Origin of the sequence: Stenotrophomonas sp. SAM-B, from assembly GCF_013387485.1 — a bacterium.
GTDB lineage: Bacteria > Pseudomonadota > Gammaproteobacteria > Xanthomonadales > Xanthomonadaceae > Stenotrophomonas > Stenotrophomonas maltophilia_AA.
The window spans coordinates 462536-478329 of the sequence record NZ_JABBXB010000001.1; the positions used below are offsets into that span (position 1 = coordinate 462536).

The 15794-nt window shown below is 65.8% G+C and carries 14 protein-coding genes; 5 read left to right on the plus strand and 9 right to left on the minus strand.

All coding sequences use genetic code 11. The features are described from left to right. The first annotated feature begins 489 nt into the window (after nt 1–489). Entirely contained in the window at nt 490–1683 is a 1194-nt protein-coding gene (locus tag HH110_RS01970) for a serine hydrolase (RefSeq protein WP_241696365.1), read from the plus strand. 39 nt (nt 1684–1722) lie between these two features. On the opposite strand, the gene HH110_RS01975 is transcribed toward HH110_RS01970, so the two are convergent. The 7 genes from HH110_RS01975 to HH110_RS02005 form a co-directional block, all read right to left on the minus strand. Next, nucleotides 1723–2970 (minus strand): arsenic transporter, encoded by a 1248-nt coding sequence (locus tag HH110_RS01975; protein ID WP_176988083.1) that lies wholly within the window; start codon nt 2968–2970, stop codon nt 1723–1725. An 18-nt stretch (nt 2971–2988) separates the two neighbouring features. Beyond that, nucleotides 2989–4203, minus strand: a complete 1215-nt coding sequence (locus HH110_RS01980; protein WP_206677527.1) for an MFS transporter — start codon at nt 4201–4203, stop codon at nt 2989–2991. Nucleotides 4204–4402: 199 nt separating this feature from the next. After that, nucleotides 4403–6052, minus strand: a complete 1650-nt coding sequence (locus HH110_RS01985; RefSeq protein ID WP_194243559.1) for a phosphoethanolamine transferase — start codon at nt 6050–6052, stop codon at nt 4403–4405. Nucleotides 6053–6138: 86 nt separating this feature from the next. Next, nucleotides 6139–6537: a diacylglycerol kinase gene (locus HH110_RS01990; RefSeq protein ID WP_342589209.1), complete on the minus strand. Its 399-nt coding sequence runs from the start codon at nt 6535–6537 to the stop codon at nt 6139–6141. Nucleotides 6538–6637: 100 nt separating this feature from the next. Continuing rightward, on the minus strand, nt 6638–7882 hold the full coding sequence (locus HH110_RS01995; RefSeq protein ID WP_176988085.1) for a HAMP domain-containing sensor histidine kinase: 1245 nt from the start codon (nt 7880–7882) through the stop codon (nt 6638–6640). 25 nt (nt 7883–7907) lie between these two features. Continuing rightward, entirely contained in the window at nt 7908–8603 is a 696-nt protein-coding gene (locus tag HH110_RS02000) for a response regulator transcription factor (protein WP_176988086.1), read from the minus strand. A gap of 102 nt (nt 8604–8705) precedes the next feature. Beyond that, nucleotides 8706–9227: a hypothetical protein gene (locus HH110_RS02005; RefSeq protein ID WP_176988087.1), complete on the minus strand. Its 522-nt coding sequence runs from the start codon at nt 9225–9227 to the stop codon at nt 8706–8708. Between HH110_RS02005 and HH110_RS02010 the strand changes: the two genes are divergently transcribed. Further along, on the plus strand, nt 9217–9444 hold the full coding sequence (locus HH110_RS02010) for a hypothetical protein (protein WP_176988088.1): 228 nt from the start codon (nt 9217–9219) through the stop codon (nt 9442–9444). The two genes, HH110_RS02005 and HH110_RS02010, sit on opposite strands and share 11 nt — an antisense overlap. Further along, the gene (locus HH110_RS02015; protein WP_241696367.1) at nt 9441–10490 is read left to right on the plus strand and encodes a DUF5694 domain-containing protein; all 1050 of its coding nucleotides are present in this window, start codon (nt 9441–9443) and stop codon (nt 10488–10490) included. Before HH110_RS02010 ends, HH110_RS02015 begins: the two co-directional genes overlap by 4 nt. A 33-nt stretch (nt 10491–10523) precedes the next feature. On the opposite strand, the gene HH110_RS02020 is transcribed toward HH110_RS02015, so the two are convergent. Beyond that, entirely contained in the window at nt 10524–12725 is a 2202-nt protein-coding gene (locus HH110_RS02020) for a TonB-dependent receptor (protein WP_176988089.1), read from the minus strand. Between the two features lie 122 nt (nt 12726–12847). Here HH110_RS02020 and HH110_RS02025 point away from each other — a divergent pair, with 122 nt between their 5' ends. Further along, entirely contained in the window at nt 12848–13714 is an 867-nt protein-coding gene (locus HH110_RS02025) for an AraC family transcriptional regulator (protein WP_176988090.1), read from the plus strand. Here the strand turns inward: HH110_RS02025 and HH110_RS02030 are convergent, their stop codons facing one another. Continuing rightward, on the minus strand, nt 13715–14020 hold the full coding sequence (locus HH110_RS02030; RefSeq protein WP_176988091.1) for a putative quinol monooxygenase: 306 nt from the start codon (nt 14018–14020) through the stop codon (nt 13715–13717). It abuts the gene before it with no gap. A 252-nt stretch (nt 14021–14272) separates the two neighbouring features. Here HH110_RS02030 and HH110_RS02035 point away from each other — a divergent pair, with 252 nt between their 5' ends. Continuing rightward, on the plus strand, nt 14273–15739 hold the full coding sequence (locus HH110_RS02035) for a SulP family inorganic anion transporter (RefSeq protein WP_241696368.1): 1467 nt from the start codon (nt 14273–14275) through the stop codon (nt 15737–15739). Nucleotides 15740–15794 lie beyond the last annotated feature (55 nt).

Below are 15794 nucleotides of genomic sequence, written 5' to 3' on the forward strand. Positions count from 1 at the left end.
TCCCCATTTCATGACTGCAATTCGGCCCACGTGCTGGGTACAGGGTGGTGGGTGCTGAGGTTGGTCGCCCATGGGTCATTTCATGCATTGGGTTGGCTTCAGAATGATCGGCGAGGCCAGGATGAACACATCGCCTACTATGCCGGGCTATGCGCGCAGCTGAAGGTTCTCGGTTCAATTCCTGAATCTGCCTTACCGGGTTCACCACTGACGGATGGGGTGAACACCCCCACCAAGGTTTCTTCGGCAGCGGCCTATGACGTAAGGCGCGAGGTTTATCCTCTGTTGCGCGATGGTTTCATCACTGCAAATAGTGATGGCGGACGCGAGCTGGCTCAACGTTGCGAAGCACGGCGCCACCGGCTGCACAACTCCCGCGAGTAGCTCGGCGTTTACCGGCATGTGCAGGTACCTCCCATCCCATGACTTCTGCCACTCCACCCTGACTACAGCTGTAGTTAAGCTGTCTCCGTCTCCGGAGGAATGCGCATGCGCTTGAAATCGTGGTGGATGGCACTGAGCTGCCTGGTGTGCTGCAACGCGTTTGCTGCCAGCGGTGGGATGGAGGATGCCCTGGCCAATCTGAAGGTCAAGGCGGAGATGTCGCGCTCCGATGCGATGCTGATACAGCGCGATGGAAAGACGCTGCTCGAGACCCGCAGCACCGCTGCAGCGCAGCCGATCGAACTGATGTCGGCGACCAAGTCCGTGGTGGCACTGTCCATCGGGCTGTTGCTGCACAGTGGCGCGCTGGAATCGCTGGATCAACCAGTGAGCGCGATCTATCCAGAGTGGGCACAGGGGCGCAAGCGGGACATCACGGTGCGGATGCTGCTCAATCACACCTCCGGCCTGCAGAATGTTCCCAACGCAGGCATCGAGCTGGAAGGTGCACCGGATCTGGTCAAGCTGGCATTGGCGGCTGAACTCTCAACGGATCCCGGGTCGACGTTCTCCTACAACAACAAGGCGACCAACCTCCTCGCCGGAATCGTCGAGCGCGTCTCGGGGAAGACGATGGATCGCGTCGTCGAGAGTGGCCTGTTCCAGCCACTGGGCATCACGGACTACACGTGGCGCAGGGATGATGCAGGCACGCCGATCGGCATGGCCGGCCTGGCATTGTCCGCTGCCGACCTGGCCAAACTGGGCCGGTTGATCCTGGACAAGGGTGTCGCGCCGGATGGGCGTCGGCTGCTGGGAGAAGCGTTCGTCGCTGAACTCGTCGCCGAAAGCGCCCGCTCGAAGGAGGTGGGGCTGCTGTGGTGGAGAATTCCTGCCTGGGAGCGGTTTACGCTGAAGCCGGACGCGGCGTCGGTTCTATCGCGCAACGGCGTCGATACGGGCGTGGCAGCCGGGCTGTTGAAGGCGGGCAGTCGCGGATTTGCCGGCAAGGGCGAGCTGTTCGCGTTCTTCGGGGAAAGCCTCGGGCCTGCGTGGGCTGACATGTACGGCCGGGAGATCACCAGCCGGGGCATCAAGCTCACGGACCTGTTCGATCAGGTGCGCGGCCCGGTCGCCGCTTACGCTGCGATGGGTTACATGGGCCAGTACCTGGTCGTGGTGCCAGAGACCTCCCTGGTCGGCGTCCGCCAGATCGCGCGCAAGGAGGGCCACGATTTCGCCGTGGACGACTACGCAACGTTTGCCGCCGACCTCCTGACCTTGTCCAAGGCCCTGTAAAACGTTCTAACGCTTCTCCCCTGCAGGCGCGGCGCCCGCTTACAGCAACAGCAGCGCGGCGATCAGGGCGGGCGGCATCACCAGGATGCCGAGGCGCAGGAAGCTCAGCGGGCTGACGTGCTCGCCTTCGCGCCGAAGGGCGACAAGCCAGAGCATGGTCGCGAGCGAACCGGTCACCGACAGGTTCGGACCCAGGTCGACACCAATCAACAGCGCGGCTCTGACCTGGGCCGGCACGTCCGCCATCTGGCCCACCGAGCCGGCCACCAGGCCGATCGGCAGGTTGTTGGCCAGGTTGCTCAGCACCGCCGCCGCAACGCCCGCCGCCCAGCCCGCCTCGGTGGGCGATCGCCGCGCCAGATCCTCGAGTGCCTGGGCCGCCATCTGGATCACGCCCGTCTGTGCCACGGCTTCCACCAGGACGAACAACCCGGCGACCAGCGGCAGCACACCCCAGGACACATGCCGCAGCATCGGCAGCGGGCTGCGGCGCTGACGCAGGCAGATGAGGGCCAGCGTGGCCGCGCCGGCGCATAACGTGGTGAGCCCAAGCGGTCCCTTCATGGCCGAGGTGACCAGCAGGACGCTGCCGGTAACGCCGACCCCGATCGCGCATAGGCGTCCCCCCTCGGACAAGGCCGGCTGCTGCGCCAGTGCGGCCAGCGGTCGGGCGATCTGGCGCCGATGGGCCAGGCGCAGCACCAGGTACGTCGTGCCGATCGCGGCCAGCGAGGGCAGCGTGAACTGCCGCAGCCATTCCGGCAGGGAGGGCATGTGGCTGCCGAAGACGACCAGGTTGGCCGGATTGGAAATGGGCAGCACGAAGCTGGCTGCATTGGCGACGAACGCGCAGACGAACAGGTACGGCAGCGGATCGGCGCGGGCTGCCTTGCAGGCGGCATACACCGCCGGCGTCAGCACGACCGCCGTGGCGTCATTGGAGAGGAAGATCGTCACCACCGTGCCGACCAGGAACACCAGGTCGAACAGGCGGCGCCCCGAGCCCTTGGCGTGACCGACCGCATACGCGGCCAGCCAGTCGAACAGTCCTTCCTGCCGCGCCAGTTCGGCCAGGACCATCATGCCGATCAGGAACAGGTAGACATCGGTTCCCTCCGCCACCGCGGCGGTGGCGGTGCCGAACGGCAACAGGCCGGCGACCGTCAGCAGCGCGGCCGTGCCCAGTGCCCACGCATACTCCGGCACCCGCCAGGGACGAAACAGGATGCCGCAGGTGGCAACGGCGGTTGCCATCCAGATGATCATGGACGTGGTGGAAATCTGCATCGATTGCTCAGCGGGTGCTCAAGGGCCGGCGTCGGAGGGCATTGTCGTTGAACGAGTGGCCACGGCGCGAGGCGGATGGGGATGGTGGGTCTCCGGCACGGCCATCACCACCAGGAAGGCGATGGCTGCTATGCCTGCCAGGGTCAGGAACGCCGCATCATAACCAGCGAACTGGACGATCACCCCGGCCAGTCCCGGGCTGAACGCAGCGCCCAGCCCGAACACCGCGGACACCGCACCCAGCGTCACATTGAAGCGGCCGGTTCCCTGGGTCAGGTCGCTGATGATGACGGGAAGCAGTGCACCGAAGATTCCCGCGCCGACGCCATCCAGCAGCTGCACGCCGAGCAGCCACGCGGGCGCATCGGACAGCGGGTAGAGCACGCCCCGGATCGGCAGGATGAGGAAGGCTGCCAGCAGCAGTGGCTTTCGCCCCCAGGCGTCGGCGCGGGCACCGACCAGCATGGCGGCCGGCACCATGATCAGCTGGGCCGCGACAATGCAGGCCGCAGTCAGGGTCGTCGCCAGTGCAGGACTGGTCTGGGAGAGCTTCTGCCCGACCAGCGGAAGCATCGCCGCATTGGCCAGGTGGAAGAGCGCACAGCACGCCGCCAGCATCATCAGCGTCCGGTTGTGCAGCAGCAGGCGTGCCGAGGCCGGGGCGTGGGCCTCCTGGTCGGCGGAGCGCAATCCGCGCGCCCGCGCGTGGTCGATGGCACCGGAAGGAATCATCAGGACCGCCCCGATGCTGGCCAAGGTCATCGCCGCCATCAGGTAGAACACCACCACCGGCCCGCCCAGATAGGCCAACCCGCCCGCCAGCAACGCCGCCACGGCGTTGCCTGCGTGATTGAACGTTTCATTGCGGCCCATGCGCCGTGCGAACGCCCGTGGGCCACAGATCCCCAGCGATATCGCAGCGATGGCGGGCGCGAAAACGGTCCCTGCCACCGCGCCGATCGCCTGGGTCACCGCAACGACGGTGAAGAAGGTGATCCAGGGCAGCGCCAGGCAGCTGGCCGTGACCAGGACCGCGGCCGCGACGACCACTGCCCGCTTGGCCGTGATCCTGTCCATCAACGCCCCGGCCGGGGTCTGGGCGAGCAGGGCGGCGAGGCCTGCAACGGTCATGACCAGTCCGATGCTGGCCGGCTCCCAGTGATGCACGGCCAGCAGGTAGATCGCCAGGTAAGGCCCCAGTCCATCCCGGACATCGGCCAGGAAGAAGTTCACCCCATCCAGCGCACGGTCAGGCGACTGCGATGACGGCGGCAAAGGAGGCGAGGGAGTCACTGGCGCTGGCTCGAGGGGCGGGATGATCCGCCCCGGTGCGTGGCGTTGGCACGTTATGCGCGTGCGCCCGTGACGGCCGTGTTGCGTCGCCGACCCAACCGCGGGCGCCAGCCGTCAGTGAGGGCGCGCGCTGGTGCACTCAGGCGCGGCACGCGGCAAATAGGTCCAGCTCACGCTGGTAGGCCTGGCTGCGGATATCGAACAGCCCCAGCAGGGAGTGGTAAACGTTGTCGTGACTGTACGCCGTGCCCTCGGCACGGTTTCGCAGGCAGGCCAGGTTGAGGTTTGCATGGTGCGCGAACGCGGGCGAGAACCACATCACCATCGGGACGCGGGTCTGCTCCTGAGGCGCAATGAGGTACGGCGTGCCGTGCAGGTAGATGCCGCGCTCGCCAAGCGACTCGCCATGATCGGAGACGTAGATCATGGCCACGTCCCGCTGCTCCGCATAGCCCTGCAGCAGGTCAATGGTCCTGCCCAGCATGCGGTCGGTGTAGACCAACGTGTTGTCGTACGTATTGGTCAGCGCCGCGTTGGTGCACTTCTGGATCTGGTTGCTGTCGCAGGTTGGCGTGAAGACGTTGCCGTCGGCTGGGTAACGCTCGAAGTAGGTTGGGCCGTGGCTGCCCAGCTGGTGGAGCACGATCAGGCCGTCCCCCTGCATGGCGTCGATGCGCGCGTCCAGTTGATGCAGCAGCACTTCGTCGTAGCAGGTGCCGTCCTTGTTGACACACTGCCCGGCCACCTTGAAGGCCGGCATGTCATCGGTGGGCACGCGCGCGCACACGCCTTTGCAGCCACCGTTGTTGTTGTTGCGCCAGAGGATGTTCACACCGGTACGCTTCAGGATATCCAGGAGATTTTCTTCCGTCGCCGCGCGTACGTCATCGTACTGGGTGCGTGTCATTCTGGAGAACATGCACGGCAGGGAGATGGCCGTGGCCGTGCCGCACGACGAGACGTTCTTGAAGGCAATGATGTCGCTTCGCTTTGACAGCACGGGATTGGTGGCGCGCGGGTAGCCGTTGAGCTGGAAGCTCTGCGCACGCGCGGTTTCGCCCACCACGGCAATCACCAGCCTGGGACGCCTGTCCGTGCTCGTCGGCGGACGGGTGGCATCCTCGGCGACGGGCTGCAGCGGCCGTGACACCGCGATGTACTTCCGCTTGAGATAGCCGTTGGCATGGCGCACGAAGTTGACCGGCAGTACCTGGTCCCTGAGCTCGCGGTTGTTGCGCAGCAGGGAGGCATAGTCCTTGTAGAACAGCATGGAGATCACGGCCAGGATCGCCAGGGTCGCGAGCACGTTGACCAGCATCCAGGAAGTGGTCTGCAGCACGCACCCGCTGCGGATGCGCAGCGACATCATCGCGGCGGCTGGGAGCGCGCCCAGGAGTACGATGGTGAGCAGCAAGGGGACCGAGAAGTAAGAGCCGAGCTCGGCCTGGTTGGTCTCGAACACGTTCTGCACCATGCTGCGGTCGATCAGGACGTTGTAGTGCAGCATGAAGTAGGTGCTGGCGGCGCTGATGATCACCAGCAGCGCCAGCAATGGCTTGCGCAGGTAAGGCAGCGCAAGCACCGGCATGAGCAGCAGGTTGAACAGGCAGAAGAAGAAGACCGGCAGGCTCAGGAAGAACAGCACGCCGCGCACGCTGTCGAACTCCGCGTGCCTCCACAGCGCCTGCCACAGGGCAACGTTGCCGACGGTGGTGAAGAACAGTGCGACTATCCATGTCAGCTGCACCGGGTTGAGTCGCACGAACATAAGACGCTGAAACACGCGCATTCTTCCAATGAATGAAAAGTGCGCGCAGTATCAGAATGTGTTTATCAGGAAGTTGTCAGGTGCACTGCCGGGTGCTTTTCCGGGCTCTATCCGAGCAGGATGACCGCCCATACGGCGCCCACCATCAACAGCGCCGTGGCTTGAGCGGTACTGCCCATGTCCTTGGCATTCTTTGACAGCGGGTGAAGGTCGAGCGAGATGCGATCAACAACGGCTTCGATGGCGGAGTTGAGCAGTTCCACGATCAGGCTGATGAAGCTGACGGCCAGCATCAACGCCCGTTCCACCGGGCTGACGTCGAGGACAAACGTGCCTCCCATCAGAACGCCATGCAGAACCAGCAGCTGTCGAAAGGCGGCTTCGCCCCGCACGGTCGCGAGGAACCCGTCCCGCGAGTGGATCACGGTATGGACAATCCGGTTGAATCCGGTTCTTCCGTGGCGATACTTGCCGGCTCCCTCCGGGTCTGACCAGTGCATCTGCATCTCCTGCATGGATTGATGGGTGCACAGGATGGGAGAGGCGGCGTCAGGAAGCTGTCAGGAGGGGGCGCGAAAGCGCTTGGTTGCCGCAATGCGGTCGAGCCTATTGTTGCTGACCCTGCGTGCCGGACATGTCCAGCGTAAAGCGGCAACCGTTCTCCGAACTCTCCACGGCCATGCGCCAGCCCAGGTGGTCCACGATCCGTTGCACGATCGACAGGCCAAGCCCTTCCCCGCTCTCGCGCAGGCTTGGTGCGAAGCGCTGGAACTGCTGGGGATCCATGCTGGGTGGCAGGCCTGGACCGGTGTCGATAATGGACAGCGTGGCGTCCCGCACGGTGATGCGGATTTCGCCCTTGTCGGTGTACTGGCAGGCATTGCGCAGCAGGTTCCAGACCACGCTGCGCGCCAGCTCGGCGTTGGTGTGGATGCTGGGGTCCTGCGGCGTATCCAGCAGCAGGACGACCGGCTTGCCCGCCAGCCAGGGCTGGCAGCGCGTCATGCATTCCTCGATCAACGGACGCAGCGGGACGTTCTCCTTGGCAAGACGCTGTGGGTCACGCGAGAGCAGCAACAGGCAGGACAGCTGGCGCTGCATTTCCTGCGTGGTCCGAACGATACGCTCGCCGCTCGCTCGCAGGTGGCTGTCCTCGGGCAGCTGGTGAACGATGGTCTCAGCCGCGCCGGAAATGATGGCCAGAGGCGTGCGCAGTTCATGACTGGCATCCCCCACGAAGCATCGTTCACGCTGCAGGTACTGCTCCGCCTCGTCGCTGTGCTGTGCGAAGGCGCGCGCCAACACCCCGATCTCGTCGCGTGCCTCCTGGAAGGGAAACGGTGTCTGCCCGCGCTGCACGGCATCGGCCAGCTGGGTGATGGGGGCGATGACGCGTGCTGCCGTCAGTCGCCCGATCCAGAATGCGCAGAGGATGCACAACAGCATGACCACGAGCGCATAGCCATCGATCACGTGCTCCAGATACTGGTACCGCTCGGCATCCTGGCGGAGGTAGTAACGTTGGTCGCCGAGGTCGAACACCAGCAGATGCCAGACGTCGGGCGGGTCGGCGCTGTAATAGCCCGGTGTATACGGGCGCAGTGCATCGGGCACGTTTCGCCCATCATAGAGCTCACTGCCCGCAGACAGCGCCGGCGGCGTGCCATCGGCAAGGTCGGCCTGCAGGCGATCCATCTCGTCGTGCAGGCTTCTCGAAATGACGTAGGCCCTGAGCTCGTCATAATCCAACTGCTCGGCGGCGACCACGAAGCCCATGACGGCCACCATCAGCAGGACGAACGACACGGTGATACGCGTTCTGAGCGTCATCTGGCGGTAGATCGCTTTCATGACGGCAACTGCCCTCCTCGGGTCGTCATTCCGGAACAGACCTCGTTGGCGCACTCAAGCGCCATCCGATGCCGTGCACCGTCTCGATGAGCGGATACGTGAAGCTCTTGTCCGCATGCTGCCGAAGCTCGTGGATATGCGTCCGCAACGCACCGCTTTCCGGCGGATGGTCGCCCCACAGCAGGTATTCCATTTCCTGCTTCCTGACCACGCCGGGCGCGGCCCGCATCAGGCACAGCAACAGCTTATGGGTGCTGGGGGTCAGCGTAATGGTCTGGCCCTGCCGCCACGCCTGCGGTGCACGGGTGTCCACCCGCAGGTCCTGCCAGGTCAGCGTGCCTTGGACGCTGCGGCCCTGGGCACGGCGCACCAGCGCCTGGATGCGTGCATCGAGCTCTATCAACGAGAAAGGTTTGACCAGGTAATCGTCCGCGCCCAGTGCAAAGCCCTGCACGCGGTCATCCACCGGATCGCGCGCGGTCAGCATGATCACCGGTACGGGATTCTGGAATTCCTGACGAAGTTTGTGGCAGAGCGTCATGCCGTCCAGCCGCGGCAGCATCAGATCCAGCAGGATCGCGTCGTAGTCATTCCCGGTCGCCAGGCGCAGGCCCGCAGCGCCATCGCGTGCATCGTCGAGCACATAGCCCAGCGGCTCCAGGAATGCGTACAGGTTGGCCACCAACTCGGGGTTGTCCTCGATGATGAGCAGGCGTGTCATGGTGCAGTCGGATCTGGGGGCATGGGGGAACTGTGCGGGATCGCCGTAGTGTTGCCAAGCACCCCGCTCAGGCAGGGGCGCCCGGACCACAGCGGGCGCGCCTTACCTCAGCAGTGACGGCGCCTGGTCGATCCGCCACGCGCCATTCAACGCCAGCACCACCGCGAACTTTCCGCAGAGCACTACCTCGGCTTCATTGATGTCGCGGATGTGGCGGTCAGCACCCGGCAGCATGACCACCTCCACCTCGCCGATGAAGTCATGCCGCTCGTGATGCCTCGCGCGCACCATCACGCGGTACGGTCCACGCACCGTGCGCACTACCGGGCGGGTGCCTGCGGCCTGTGCCGCCTTGACCAGATCGATCACGTTCCCGCGTGGCATGCGCCAGACGATCCGCTCGGGTTGGCCGAACCACACCAGCGCCTTCACCTCGCGGGTGTGCAGGGCGCGCGTGGGGGGCGTGCGAGCCAACGCCAGCGCTGCCCGGCGGCCGCGCAAGGCGATCCAGGCGATGCTGCCCACGATGAACAGCCCGGTGCCCATCAGGTACACGAATACCAATCCGAACCACGGTGAACTGTTGGGGATGCCGAACAGCATGGCGAAGAAGATGAGCAGCATCACCCACCTGATCCACTCGTCTTTGCTGCTTTCGTCCGACATGCCTGGGTTCCTCAAGGTGTGCCCGCAGCAGGTGCCGGGCGCGCAATTCTGCCACCGTGTGGACAGCAACGGGTATCGCGATCGCCCCGATCGGCCCCCTGCCATCCGGCACGCGGCCGATGCCCTGCGGGCTGATAGAAAGGCGCCAACGGAATTCACTGGTGGTGATGCATGAAGCAGCTCCTGATGTCGACCAGCATGATGCTGATGGTGCCGATCTGCGCCCACGCACAGACCGCGCTGGCGGATCTGGACAAGGACATGGTCGGCCCTCGTACCGGGATTCTCGTGCTGGGCAGTGTGCACCTGAGCGAGTACAAGGATTTCGACCGGACATCGCTCGACCCCGTATTGGACAGGCTGGCCGCGTTCAAACCGGAGTTCATCACGATCGAGGCGCTCAGCGGAGAGCAGTGCGATCTGGCAGCGCGTCACCCGGGGGTATACGGCGAGGATTTCTGCGCGAGCACGGACGCGGCGAAGACGGCCACCGGGCTCGATGTGCCTTCCGCAATCGTTGAGGTCAATAACCAATTGAAGGTCTGGCCAGCTGCGCCCACGCACGCGCAGCGCCGCAGGCTGGCTGCCGTGTTCCTGGCGGCGGGTGAGCGGGCGTCGGCCTATGTGCAATGGTTGCAGCTGCCCCGTGCCGAGCAGCACCCAGGCGACGGATTGGACGACTCCCTGGTCGAGATGTTGCAGCAGCTCGACGCGCGCAACAACGAGGATTATCAGGTTGCCGCCCGCCTGGCGGCGCGACTCGGGCATCAGCGCGTGTATCCGGTCGATGACCACACCGGCGGCACCCATCAGATTCCGGATCGCGCGGCCTTTGGCAAGGCGGTGCAGGATGCATGGAGCGCGGATCGATCGCGCCTGCAGCCGGTCATTGACGAGCAGAAGCGCGTCGTCACCGCCAAGGACATGCTATCGCTGTATAGGCTCACCAATGCGCCACGGACACAGGCGCTGATGGCCGAGTCCAACGTGCGGCCGGCGCTGGCCGCCGTGTCCGTGCAGCACTATCCGCAGATGTGGGTGCAAGGGTGGGAGATCCGCAATCTCCGGATGGTCGCCAACGTGCTGGATGTGGTTCGCCTCCACCCGGGCTCCCGCGTCCTCTCCATTGTCGGCGCGTCTCACAAGCCGTGGTTCGATGGCTGGCTGGGGCAGGTCTCGGGGGTGGATATCGTGGATGTACAGGAAGTGCTCAAGGAGTAGGAGGGCACCGCCCGCAGCACCCTCCACGCTGCCTCAGAACCGATAGTCGACTTCCGCACCGACGATGCGCGGGCGGTCGATGGGGCCGTAGTAGTTGCCGTCTCGTCCGAACGCCAGGTTGTCGAAGATCAGCCCATTGATGCGCCGCTTGTCGGTCAGGTTGTCCACGAACAGACGCGCACTCCATGGCCCGGTCTCATAGCCGATCTGCAGGCCGATGATCGTCACTACAGATTGGTAGGCGCGATTGCGTTCGTCCAGCGCCATGCGGCCATTGAACGACGACTCCACGCGCGCGAACAGCCCGGAGCGGTGCTGGTAGCGGGCGGCAAGATACGCGGTGTACTGCGGGGTGAGCTTCACATCGTTGCCGGCCAGGCTTTCATTGGCGCCGACGAACAGCTTGCGGTACTCGGCGTCGACGTAACCCGCATTTGCCATCAGCGTCAGCCCGGGCAGGACCTCCAGCGCACCCTCCAGTTCGACGCCACGCGAGCGGATCGAGGCATCCGAGCCGACGTAGTCCGAGGAGATCGGTCGTCCGTTGGCGTCGGTGGCCAGCTGGATTTCCTGCCAGTTGTCGGAGGTGATGTGGAACACCGCGCCACCGATATGCCCGCGCCCGTTGAGCACGTTCATCTTGAAGCCGAGCTCGTGGCTCCACATCATTTCAGATTCGTAGCGCAGCACCTTGTCGTTGACGACGTCACTCTGCGCGGCCGCCAGATTGAAGCCGCCCGGGATGTAGCCCTTGGCCGATGCGGCGTAGAACGAGAGCGTGTCGCTGGCGTCGTAGCGCAGTGACACGCGTGGCAGTGTGGCAGTGAAGGTGTGTGCGAGTTCGGCGTCGCGATAGAACACCAGACCGCCCGGGCCCAGATCGAGCGTGCCTTCGCGCTGGCGGGTGGAGCGCTTGGCCTGCTCATGGCGCAGGCCAAGGCTGGCGGTCAGTTTCGGCAGCGAGGGTGGCGTGTAGCTGGCCGTGCCGAACACGCTGTAGTCCTGGCCATCCGAGCCCTGCAGCGGGGCGAGGTCATAGCTGCCGAGGCCGCGAAGCGGCGGGCCGACCAGGGTGCCGAGGATGGAATCCTTGTGATGCCGGTAGGTGGAGACGCCGGCGATGTAGGTCAGCGCCTGGTCGCTGGGCGAGCTGAAACGCAGCTCGCCGTTCCAGCTGTGCTGCTTGTCGTAGATGCGGCCGGCCAGCGCGGGTGTGGCGGTCATGTCGAAGTCGTAGCCGGCGGAGGTGTCTTCCTCCTGCCGGTAGGACAGCGCGGCATCCAGGGTGCCGCCGGAGAGCTGCCATTGCGCGCTGGTGCCGGCGACGGTTTCATTCCTGGTGGTGCGCTTGGGCGCATCGTTGATGTAGGTGAAGTCACCCGCACGGCGGCCGCCGTTGTAGAGATCGCCATAGGTGCGGTTGTACAGCCCCACATCCAACGGCAGGTACTCATACTCGAACATCCCGGGCGCACGCGTGCCCAGGTGGTAGGCGATCGCGTTGATGGCCAGCGTATCGGTCGGCTCCCAGCGCAGCTTGCCCTGCAGGTAGGTCTCCTTGACCTTGCCTTTGACCCCATTGAACGGCGTGAGGTTCTTGAGGTAGCTGTCTTCGTCCGAGGCCATGAACGCGACCGAGCCGAAGAGCCGGTCGCTGTTGCCCAGTGCGCCGCCGAGGAAGCCATCCACGCCGCTGCCATGGCCGTTGCCGAAAGAGGTCAGCCCGACATTCACCTCACCCTCGGTCGTCGCCGACGGTGCGCGCGTACGCACCAGCACCAGGCCGGACTCGCTGTTCGCCCCGTACAGCGTGCCCTGCGGGCCGCGCAGGATCTCCACCGACTCGACATGGTTCAACACTGCGTTGCTCAGTTCGCGGAACGGGATGCCGTCGATGTAGACCGAGGCGCGGTTGACCAGGAACGGGTTCGACTCGATCCCGCGGATGGAGATGAACATGTCGCTGAGCTGGCCCATCACGTTGAACTTCACGTTCGGCGCCAGCTTGTCCAGGTCGCGGAACTCGGTGACGTGCGCTTCCTTGAGCGCTTCGCGGTCGAGCACGGTGACCGACATGTCGCTCTTGAGGTACGGGGTATCGCGTTTGCTGCCGGTGACCACGATGCCGTCCAGCTCGGTGGCCTTGTCGGTAGGCGTGGACTGCGCGCGGGCGGGCGCGCTGGGCAGCAGATGAAGCGCGGCGAGCACGGCGCCGGCGAGTACAGCGTGTTTCACGAGGAGCCTCTGGAGGTGGTGGCGCGCACCACGGTGATGGGAGGGATCCTCGAATGTTATTGTGTAACAATCGGGCGCCGCCGCTCCATTTCCGGCGTGGCTGCTCCAGAACTGGACACCTGATGACCTGCTCCCTTGCCCCGCCACCGTCCGTCGTGGCCGAACGTCTGGCGGCCGAAGCCGGCCGTCCGCTGGATGCCTGCGTCGGCAACGCCGACGGCTCGGTGTTGATGCTCCGCCACGCGTTCCCGGCAGCGCAGGGCACGCTGGGCGAGGGCAGCGCGCTGCGCATCGGGCTGCTCACCGCGGGCGGCGGCGCGCTGTATCAACGCACGGCGCTTGGGCGCATCGCGCAGCCCTGGCGCACAGGTACGTTCAACGTGGTGTTGCCGGACTGCCCCGGCGAGTTCCGCAGCCCACCCTTGGCGCTGCTGGGCCTGGCGATCGACGCGCGCCATCTGCAGGGGCATGGCGTGCGCTTGGAGCAGCTGCATCGCGCGGCATCAGCGCTGCATGACGACCCGGTGATCGCCTCGGTGCTGGGGGCGTTGTGGCACTGTGCCGAGGCACATGCCGGGTCCGCCGCGTTCTTCGAGCACGGTGTCGAACTGGTGCTGAAGCGGTTGGCGGGGCTGCCGGTTGCGGCGCCCGCTACGCGACGCGCGCTGTCACCGACGCACCTCAAGCGCGTGCAGGAACTGATCGATGCCCATCTCGGCGACGATCTGGGCGTTGCCCGCATGGCGCAGGAAGTCGGGCAGGAGGCCAGTGGATTCAGTCGCGGCTTCCGCCTTGCGACCGGCATGACGCCCTACGCGTATCTCACCTGGCGCCGGATGGAGGCGGCCAAGCCGATGCTGCTGGCAGGCCGCAGCGTTACCGAGGTCGCGTTGGCGATGGGCTACGCCAACCCGGGCAAGTTCGCCGCGGCGTTCCGGCGGGTGACCGGGCAGGCGCCGTCGCGATGGGCAGACACTGCCACGCGGTGATCAGGGCTGCACCGCGTGCGTGCCCGTGCCGCCCACCGGCTCGGTCTCGAACCGCTCGCCGAACGCCGTGATCATCGGCCGCGCTTTCGCGATCGCCGCCTGGACAGACGGTAGTGCCAGCGAGGCACGGTGCAGTTCCTGGCTGTCCCAGACCTCGGTGATCCAGATCGCCTCCGCGGCGGTAGGGTCGCGCGCCACCACGTAGCTGTGGCAGCCGGGCATCGTGACGGTGCCCTCCAGGAGGATCGCGATGACTGCATCGCGCTGGCCGGGCGCGGTCAACATCTTGCCGATCAGACCGTACATGAAGGCACCTGGAAGGAGGACAGGCACCCATCGTGGGCGCACGCCGGGTGAAGGGTCAACCATCCGGGCCGGTTTGAGGCCGCCCGCGACTGCGCTATCCTGCGCGCCGCTTCCGCTGCCCCGGCAGGACCCTTGTGATGACGCCACCCTGATACCGCGTTGACGACGCGCCGGCCATTGCGCTGGCTCAGGGAGTGCCTTGTCCTCATCACACAACGCGCCGTGCGCATCGCCGGTGCGTGGAGTCTGTCCATGTCTGTTTCCTATCCGCTGCGCCAGCAATGGCTCGGCAATATCCGCGGTGATCTGCTGTCCGGCGCCGTGGTCGCCCTCGCGCTGATTCCCGAGGCGATCGCCTTCTCCATCATCGCCGGGGTCGACCCCAAGGTCGGCCTGTACGCGTCGTTCTGCATCGCGGTGGTCACCGCCATCGCCGGTGGACGGCCGGGCATGATTTCCGCGGCCACCGGCGCGATGGCGCTGGTGATGGTCGACCTGGTCCGCGATCACGGCCTGCAGTACCTGCTGGCCGCCACGATCCTGGCCGGGCTGCTGCAGATCGTCGCGGGCGCGCTGAAACTCGGCGCCCTGATGCGCTTCGTCTCGCGCTCGGTGATCACCGGCTTCGTCAACGCGCTGGCGATCCTGATCTTCCTGGCGCAGCTGCCCGAACTGATCGGGATGCCGTGGACGGTGTATGCCGTGTGCGCGGCGGGCCTGGCGATCATCTACCTGCTGCCACTGCTGACCCGGGCGGTGCCCTCGCCGCTGGTGGCGATCGTGGTGCTGACCGCGCTCTCGATCTGGCTCGGGCTGGACATCCGCACCGTCGGCGACATGGGCGCGCTGCCCGACAGCCTGCCCACCTTCCTGCTGCCGGATGTGCCGCTCACCTGGGAGACCCTGCGCATCCTGCTGCCGGTGTCGGCCACGCTGGCGGTGGTGGGTCTGCTGGAGTCGATGATGACCGCGCAGATCGTGGAAGACATGACCGACACGCCGAGCCAGCGCAACCGTGAGTGCGCCGGGCAGGGCCTGGCCAACATCACCGCGGGGCTGTTCGGCGGCATGGGCGGCTGCGCGATGATCGGGCAGTCGGTGATCAATGTGTCCTCCGGCGGACGCGGGCGGCTGTCGTGCCTGGTGGCCGGCGTGCTGTTGCTGCTGCTGGTGGTGTACGGCGCGGACTGGGTCCGGCAGATCCCGATGGCCGCGCTGGTCGCGGTGATGATCATGGTCAGCATCGGCACCTTCCACTGGCGCTCGTTCGCCGAGTTCCGGTTGCACCCGAAAAGCTCCTCGGTGGTGATGCTGGGTACGGTGATCGTCACCGTCGCCACGCATGACCTGGCCAAGGGCGTGCTCACCGGGGTGCTGCTGTCGGCCCTGTTCTTCGCCCGCAAGGTGGGCCGGATGCTGGACATCCAGGATGCCGTGACCGCCGAGGGCACGCGTGTCTACACGGTGAGTGGCCAGGTGTTCTTCGCCTCGGCCGGGCAGTTCGCCGCGGCGTTCGATCTGCTGCACGTGCCCGAGCGCGTGGAGATCGATCTGACCCATGCGCACTTATGGGATCTCAGTGCGGTCGGTGCGCTGGAGCGGGTGACCGGCAAGCTGCGCGCGCGCGGGGTCCACGTCGAGGTGATCGGACTCAATGCGGCCAGCCAGACGCTGGTGGAGCGGCTGGGGCGTGGCGAGCGCGGCGCGGGCGTTCACTGAACACGGTCAGGAAGCCGCGCTAAACATCGCGCGCATTGCGCCGTTATCCAGCTGA